Source organism: uncultured Pseudoflavonifractor sp., from assembly GCF_944387805.1.
In the GTDB taxonomy this organism is placed as follows: Bacteria; Bacillota; Clostridia; order Oscillospirales; family Oscillospiraceae; genus Pseudoflavonifractor.
Map to the genome: position 1 here is coordinate 24,968 of NZ_CALXGI010000026.1, position 7,545 is coordinate 32,512.

At 60.6% G+C, this 7,545-nt stretch carries 5 protein-coding genes; all 5 read right to left on the reverse strand.

Features of this window, described 5'->3' with window-relative positions; translation table 11 throughout:
- Positions 1-154 precede the first annotated feature (154 nt).
- The 5 genes from Q0K06_RS08165 to Q0K06_RS08185 all read right to left on the reverse strand — a co-directional run bounded on the left by Q0K06_RS08165 (position 155) and on the right by Q0K06_RS08185 (position 7,425).
- On the reverse strand, positions 155-1,012 hold the full coding sequence (locus tag Q0K06_RS08165) for a hypothetical protein (protein ID WP_294550970.1): 858 nt from the start codon (positions 1,010-1,012) through the stop codon (positions 155-157).
- 11 nt (positions 1,013-1,023) lie between these two features.
- Entirely contained in the window at positions 1,024-2,403 is a 1,380-nt protein-coding gene (locus Q0K06_RS08170) for an MATE family efflux transporter (protein WP_294550972.1), read from the reverse strand.
- 124 nt (positions 2,404-2,527) lie between these two features.
- Positions 2,528-3,091, reverse strand: a complete 564-nt coding sequence (locus Q0K06_RS08175; protein WP_294550975.1) for a GNAT family N-acetyltransferase — start codon at positions 3,089-3,091, stop codon at positions 2,528-2,530.
- Entirely contained in the window at positions 3,088-4,398 is a 1,311-nt protein-coding gene (locus Q0K06_RS08180; protein ID WP_294550978.1) for a 2-hydroxyacyl-CoA dehydratase, read from the reverse strand. Before Q0K06_RS08180 ends, Q0K06_RS08175 begins: the two co-directional genes overlap by 4 nt.
- Before the next feature lie 72 nt (positions 4,399-4,470).
- Positions 4,471-7,425 carry an acyl-CoA dehydratase activase gene (locus Q0K06_RS08185; protein WP_294550981.1) on the reverse strand — a complete coding sequence of 985 codons (2,955 nt, stop codon included), beginning with the start codon at positions 7,423-7,425 and terminating at the stop codon, positions 4,471-4,473.
- Positions 7,426-7,545: the final 120 nt, after the last annotated feature.

Genomic DNA, 7,545 nt, shown 5'->3' on the forward strand with positions numbered 1-7,545 from the left:
AGATTCAGACTTTGCGGTCTTAGCCATGGGAAGAGCCTCCTCGAACGCTTGAAATCATTATTATTATGCTAAATTATGGGGCAGAAGTCAATAGTTACGTCGGCATAAAATAGAAAAAAGAGACTGCAACAGACGCAGTCTCTTTTTTCGTGGTTTAAACGCCGCCAATAGCGTTCAGTTGAAAGCCGGCTAATGTAAGGGCACCTCCATCATAGATCACTTGGGCAGTGAGGCTGCCAATGTCCGTGCAGGATGCATCTCCGGCAGTAATCTGGAGGCCGAATACAGCGGTGTAGGCCCCATCCTCCCAGCGGAAAAACACCAGATTGCCCACTGTGGCCAAGCCGTCCGGCTCGGAGGGTCCGTCGTACCATACGCTGATTTTTTCCGTGCCCGCCGTGATAGTGACGTTGTTCTCCTCGTGGTCGTAGGAGAAGGAGAGCAGATCCTCCAGCAGGGGAACATAGTAGTCGGGCAGCAGGCCGCAGTCGTTCCAGCCGCCGTCCGGCTGGGGCTGGTAGACGTGGAGTTCAAAGACGCTGCCGTCAGAGGAGTTGGATACCAGATAGACCACGGCCAGCTCCTTACTGCCGTCTCCGTCCAGATCCTCCCAACGCAGCTGGGGAAGCATGGGATGTTCAGCAGAGAGATAGACCTGGTCGAAAGGGGTAATGGTGTTCCCATTGGCGAGAAGAACGCCAAAGGGGGCGCCATCATCTTCGCCGCCATAGCCGTAGAGGACAATGTCCTGGTCAGCCAGCTCAGCCAGGCGGTAGAGACCGCCGCTGCCCGCCTCCACGTCTTCGGCGGCGGACAGGGTATCCGGAAGATTGCCTGTGGGAATATTCTCCCACCAGGCGGGCGCATCAGGGCTGGCGGAAGGGGACGCGGCGGGCGGAGGAGCAGTGGAGCCAGAGGCGGGCTGGGACGGGGAAGGGGAGACGGACGCCTCTCCGGCACATGCGGAGAGGAGCAGCAGGACAGAGAGCAGAATGGTGAGCAGGGGTTTCATAAGCGGCCTCCTCAGGACGCTGCCTTCATAGGCAGGATTTTGGCAGCATAGACCCGGCGGTACAGGAAGAGGGCCACGGCGCAGGAGAGGATCTCAGCCACAGGCAGGCACCACCAGACCTGGTCCGGAGCGATGAGGACAAAGATTAGGCAGACGGGCAGCACAATAACCACCTGGCGCAGCACCGAGAGCGCCAGGCTGAACATAGGCGCGCCCAGGGCCTGGAAGGCCGCGCCCAGGATGATGGACACGCCGGCGAACAGGAAGGAGAGGGAGATGGTCTGCAGGGCCGGGATACCCATGGCCATGGCCGGCACCGGCGCACTGAAAATCTCCATGAGCGATCCGGGGAAGAGCAGAAAAATCACCATGCCCACGCCCATAATACACAGGGCAGCCGCCAAGGCAAAGTGGATGCCCCGGGTGATCCGCTCCCGGCGCCGGGCGCCGTAGTTGTAGCTGAGAATGGGGGTAAGGCCGTTGTTCATGCCGTACACCGGCATAAAGACAAAGGACTGGAGCTTGAAGTAGGCGGAGAGGATGAACACCGGGACATCGCCGTACAGCGCCAGAATTTTGGGCAGGCTGAGAATCTTGTTCAGACCCAGGGTCATTACGGTGCTGAGAGACTGCATGACAATGGCCGGGCCGCCGATGCGGTAGATGTCTCGGATGGTGGCAGCGTGCGGCCGAAATCCCCGCAGAGTGAGCCGCACCACGCCGTTGCGGGCCACCAGAACAAAACCCACAGCCATGCCTACGAACTGCCCCAGCACGGTGGCGATGGCGGCGCCCGACACGCCCATGGCGGGGAAGGGCCCCAGACCGAAGATGAGCACCGGATCCATAATCAGGTTGACAACCGCGCCGATGCCCTGGATCAGCATGGGACCCACCGCGTTGCCCGTGGCCTGGAGCACCCGCTCTCCGGCAAACTGCATGCATACGCCCAGAGAGAATACGGTCACAATGGTGAGGTACTGTCCGCCGTACTCCATGACCAGCGGGTCACTGTTGAAAAAGCCCACAAAGCGGTTGCCAAGGGTCAGTCCAAAGAGGAGGAACACCACCCAGGTGAGCAGGTAGAGAAAGTAGCCGTTCAGGGCCACAGCGCAGGCGTCCTCCGGACGCTTTTCACCCAGACGGCGGGAGAGCATGGCGTTGATGCCCACGCCGGTACCCACGCAGATGGCGACCATCATGGTCTGAGCCGGATAGGCCAGGCCCAGGGCCACAAAGGCGCTGTTGTCAATCATGGAGACAAAGTAGCTGTCCACCATATTGTACAGGGCCTGGACCAGCATGGAGAGCATCATGGGCCAGGACATATGAATGATAAGCCGCCGGATGGGCATGGTGCCCATTTTGTTTTCCGTTTCTACCAAATTCATCTTCCTTTCCTAAAAAAGAACGGGTTTCCCTCTTTTGAGGAAAACCCGTTGGTACAGTGGTTTTGAATCCCTGCGGGCCGCCGGAGAGCACCGGACAGCCATTCATTTGTAGAATATAGAAATATTATAATGCCCGTGTGTACCGTAAGTCAACACATACTGCGTCGGGAGGGAAGGGAATATCCGCGTGAGTCCCGTCCCACTGAAAGCCGTGAGCGGCATAAAACCGCCGGGCGCCCTCGTTCTCCCGCAGGACGAACACAAAGGCGTTTTGGAAGCCGTCGGCCTTGAGCCGGCGGAGCGCCTCCTCAAAGAGCATGCCGCCGTACCCCCTGTCCCGGTAGTCCGGGTGGGTATAGAAAGAGATGATTTCCCCCCAGCCCTGATACGCCTCGTTGGGAAAAGCGGAACCCTCACTGGTGCCGGCGTTGTAGTTTTCGGTCCGGGCGGGGCCGTAGTTGATGGCGGCCACCGGGATATCCCCGCTGTAAAGGAGGAGACCATGACAACGCCCGGTTTCATAGTCCTCCCGGAAGAACTTCACCCACCGGTCGTCGGTGATTTCCCGGGCCATATAGTCGTCGGGCACATAGCCCACATAAGTGTCCCGCCATCCTAAGGCATGGATAAGAGACATGGCGGCAAAGTGCTCGTCGGTGCAGGCGTCCACAAAGCGAATCCCGCTCATACGCCGGCGGGCTCCCCTTCCCGGGCGGCCTCCTCCTCGTGCTGCTTCTGGAGGCCCCGGGCGTTGGCCAGCATGAGCTTGATCCGGTTCTCCTGGTTGATTTTAGTGGCGCCGGGGTCGTAGTCAATGGCCACGATGTTGCTCCAGGGGTAGTCGTCCTTCAGCTTGCGGATCATTCCCTTGCCCACGATATGGTTGGGCAGGCAGCCGAAGGGCTGGGTGCACACGATGTTGGGCACGCCGGTGTGGATGAGCTCCAGCATTTCGGCGGTGAGGAGCCAGCCCTCGCCCATCTTGTTGCCGTCGCCCAGGTAGCCTTTGATGTAGCTGTGGAGCTCGTCAAAGTCGCCGGGGGCACGGAAGCGGCCGGAGCGCTTGAGGGTGTCGATCATGGCCCGCTGCTTCTTCTTGATGTACCCGGCGAACACCCGGCATACCGCCTGTTTGATCCACTTGCCGCCGTAGATGTCCACATCCACGTCCCGGTTATAGATCTTGAAGATGACAAAGTCGGCCAGGCCGGGCACCACGGGCTCGGCCCCCTCGGAGAGGAGGAACTGCTCCAGGTTGTTGTTGCCCAGGGGGGAGTACTTGACGTAGATCTCGCCGACCACGCCCACCCGGACTTTCTGCTCTCCGGCTACAGGGATGGACTTGAACCGGTCGATGATGCGCTCAAAATTGGCGATCATGGTCTTGTGGCTCATGCCCCTGCCCTCGTTCATCTCGGAGAGGAGGAAGTCCATACAGTCCTCAATAGCCCGGTCGGTGTCGCCGGGATTGACCTCATAGGGCCGGACCTGGTTGGACACGTTCATAAGCAGGTCGCCGTAGAACACGGCGAACACAGCCTTGCGAATAAAGCCCAGGGACAGCTTGAAGCCGGGGTTGTGCTCCAGGCCGGACAGGTTTACCGAGATGACGGGCACATAGGCCAGGTCAGCCTTCTCCAGGGCCTTGCGGAGCATGTGGATGTAGTTGGAGGCCCGGCAGCCGCCGCCGGTCTGGGTGATGACCAGGGCCACCTTGTGGGGGTCGTACCTGCCGCTCTTCACCGCGTCGATGAGCTGGCCGATGACCAGAATGGCGGGGAAACAGGCGTCGTTGTGGACGTATTTCTGTCCATAGTCCAGGATGCTCTTGCCGGAGGTGTTGAGCATCTCCACCTTATAGCCCTCGGTCTGCATGATACGCACCAGCAGGGCGAAGTGCATGGGCAGCATCTGGGGCACCAGAAGGGTGTACTCCTCCTTCATCTCCTTGGTGAAGAGAAGGCGGCCGGTCTTGTCGTATTCCAGTTTTGCCATAGAAAGATAAGTCCTTTCCGCATACGTTACGCCGTTCAGGCGCGCGAGATTGTGTAGAAAACAGGTGCCCTGTCAGGCGTTGGCGGCAGCTTTGGCCTGCTGCTTGCGTGCGTCGATGGCGGCGATGAGGGAGCGGATACGGATGCGCACCGCGCCCAGGTTGCTGATGTCGTCAATCTTCAGCTGGGTGTACAGCTTGCCGCCCTCCTCCAGGATGGACCGCAGCTCATCGGTGGTGATGGCGTCGGTGCCGCAGCCGAAGGAGACCAGCTGGACCACCTGCATGTCGCTCTGGGTGCAGACATAGCGGGCGGCGTTGTACATCCGGCTCTGGAAGGTCCACTGGTTGAGGACCTTCCGGGGGGCGTAGCCCTCCAGGTAGGAGAGGGCGTCCTCGGTGATGAGCACGAAGCCGAAGGAGGTGATGAGGTCGTTGATGCCGTGGTTGATCTCCGGGTCAATGTGGTAGGGACGGCCGCAGACCACGATAATGGGCATGTTCATGGCCCGGGCGTACTCGATGTACTTCCTGCCGGTGGAGCGCACGTCGTGGACGTAGGCGTCGTAGGCGGCATAGGCGCCCTTGGCCGCGGCCAAGGACTCCTTTTTGGGGATGGAGAACTCCTCCTCCATCATCTTGGCGATGCGCTTGGCAAAGTCCTTGTGCCGCCACAGGCCCACATAGGGGTTGAGAAATTTGGTCTGCTTCAGGGCGGGCACGTTGGCGGCCAGCAGCTCGGGGTAATAGGCCACCACGGGGCAGTTGAAGTGGTTGTCGCCGATGCCCTCGTCGTTGTTGTAGGACATGCAGGGGTACCAGATGGCATCCACACCTTCCTCCACCAGGGCCTCCACGTGGCCGTGGAGCAGCTTGGCGGGGTAGCACACCGTGTCGGAGGGGATGGTGTGCTGGCCCTTGATGTACAGCTTCCGGGAGGACTCGGGGGAGAGGACCACCTCAAAGTTGAGCTTGGTGAAAAAGGTGAACCAGAAGGGCAGGTTCTCGTACATGTTCAGGCCGAAGGGGATGCCGATGCGGCCCCGGACGCCGGTGCCCTCGCCCTTGCCCTCCATGGCGCGGAGCTTCTTGTACTTGTAGTTCATCAGGTCGGGCAGCTCCACCTTCTCCTTGCCCAGGGGGCGGGAGCAGCGGTTGCCCGAGATGAATTTGCGGCCGCCGTCAAACTGGTTGACGGTGAGAGAACAGTGGTTGGTGCACAGGCCGCAGGTCACGGGCTTTGCGCTGTGGGTGAAGGATTGTAAAGCCTCTTCACTGAGCAGGCCGCTGGCGTTCAGATGCAGGTCCCGGGCGGCCAGGGCGGCGCCGAAGGCGCCCATAATGCCGGCGATGGTGGGACGGGTCACGTTCCGGCCCAGCTCCTGCTCAAAGGCCCGGAGCACGGCGTCGTTGTGGAAGGTGCCGCCCTGAACCACGATGTGCTTGCCCAGGTCGTCGGCGCTGGCGGCGCGGATGACCTTGTACACCGCGTTCTTGACGATGGAGATGGACAGACCGGCGGAGATGTCCTCCACGCTGGCGCCGTCCTTCTGGGCCTGCTTCACGCTGGAGTTCATGAACACGGTGCAGCGGGAGCCCAGGTTCACCGGGTGCTTGGCCAGCAGGCCCAGCTTGGCGAAGTCTGCGATGCTGTAGCCCAGGGCCTTGGCAAAGGTCTCGATGAAGGAGCCGCAGCCGGAGGAGCAGGCCTCGTTGAGCATGATGGAGTCCACCGCGCCGTTGCGGATCTTGAAGCACTTCATGTCCTGACCGCCGATGTCGATGATAAAGTCCACGTCGGGGTTGAAGTGGCGGGCGGCGTTGTAGTGGGCCACAGTCTCCACCAGGCCCAGGTCGCAGCCGAAGGCGTTCTTGATAAGGTCCTCGCCATAGCCGGTGACGGCAGAGCCCTTGATGGTGATTCGGTCCCCGCAGAGCTGGTAAATTTCCTTCAGCTGCTCCAGCACCACGGCCACCGGATTGCCCAGATTGGAGTGGTAGTAGGTGTAGAGCAGGCCGCCGTCGGGGGCGATGAGGGCCAGCTTGGTGGTGGTGGAACCGGCGTCAATACCCAGGAAGGCGTCGCCGGTATATGTATGGATATCCGCCTCAGGGGGGTGGTTTGCGTTGTGGCGGGTCACAAAGGCGTCATAGTCGGCCTGGTCGGTGAAGAGCGGGGGCATGGTGTCCACCGTGTTGGTGGCGTCCACGCTCTCCTCCAGCCGTTTAAACAGGTCGTCAAAGGACTGCTCGGGATAATCGGAAGAGCATAGGGCTGCGCCAATGGCGGCAAAGCAGTCGCCGTCCTCGGGGAAGATGGCATGCTCCTCATCCAGATGGAGGGTCTCCACAAAACGCTGGCGCAGGCCCATAAGGAAGTGGAGGGGACCGCCCAGGAACACAATCTTGCCCTTGAGCTCCCGGCCCTGGGTCAGACCGGCCACGGTCTGGTCCACCACCGCCTGGAAGATGGAGGCGGCCACGTCCTCCTTCCGTCCGCCCTGGTTGAGGATGGGCTGGATATCGCTCTTGGCGAATACGCCGCAGCGGGAGGCGATGGGGTAAATCTTCTCGTGCTTCAGGCTCAGCTCGTCCAGCTCGTTGACCGAGACGTTCATCAGGGTGGCCATCTGGTCGATGAAGGCGCCGGTACCACCGGCGCAGGAACCGTTCATCCGTTCCTCCAGAGCGCCGCCGAAGAAGATGATCTTGGCGTCCTCGCCGCCCAGTTCGATAACGGCGTCGGTGTCCGGGTAGTAGGCGCGGACGGCGGCGGCGGTGGCGTATACCTCCTGGACAAAGTCCACATTGGCGGCCTTGGCCACGCCCAGGCCGGCGGAACCGGTGATAACCATCCGGACCGCCTGGCCCTTCAGCATATCCTGAATGGAGTGCAGGGTCTCGCAGGCCCGTTCGCGGGCCTTGGAATAGTGCCGCTCATAGGAGCGGAACAGCAGCTTGTTCTGTTCATCCAGCACCACAACCTTGACGGTGGTGGAGCCGATGTCGATACCGATGCGCAGGCTCATAGGGTCACTCCTAAAATCCCATGGTGGGTTATTTCGGTTGTTCATTACATAATATAACAAAAACGCAGAGATTACAAGCCTAACCTAGTAAATTACCGGGTATTCCGAACATGGAAATTT

Coding starts and splice junctions, on each gene's coding strand:
- Q0K06_RS08180 (WP_294550978.1), bottom strand. CDS start 4,398: ATGGCAAAACTGGAATACGACAAGACCGGCCGCCTTCTCTTCACCAAG.
- Q0K06_RS08185 (WP_294550981.1), bottom strand. CDS start 7,425: ATGAGCCTGCGCATCGGTATCGACATCGGCTCCACCACCGTCAAGGTT.
- Q0K06_RS08175 (WP_294550975.1), bottom strand. CDS start 3,091: ATGAGCGGGATTCGCTTTGTGGACGCCTGCACCGACGAGCACTTTGCC.
- Q0K06_RS08170 (WP_294550972.1), bottom strand. CDS start 2,403: ATGAATTTGGTAGAAACGGAAAACAAAATGGGCACCATGCCCATCCGG.
- Q0K06_RS08165 (WP_294550970.1), bottom strand. CDS start 1,012: ATGAAACCCCTGCTCACCATTCTGCTCTCTGTCCTGCTGCTCCTCTCC.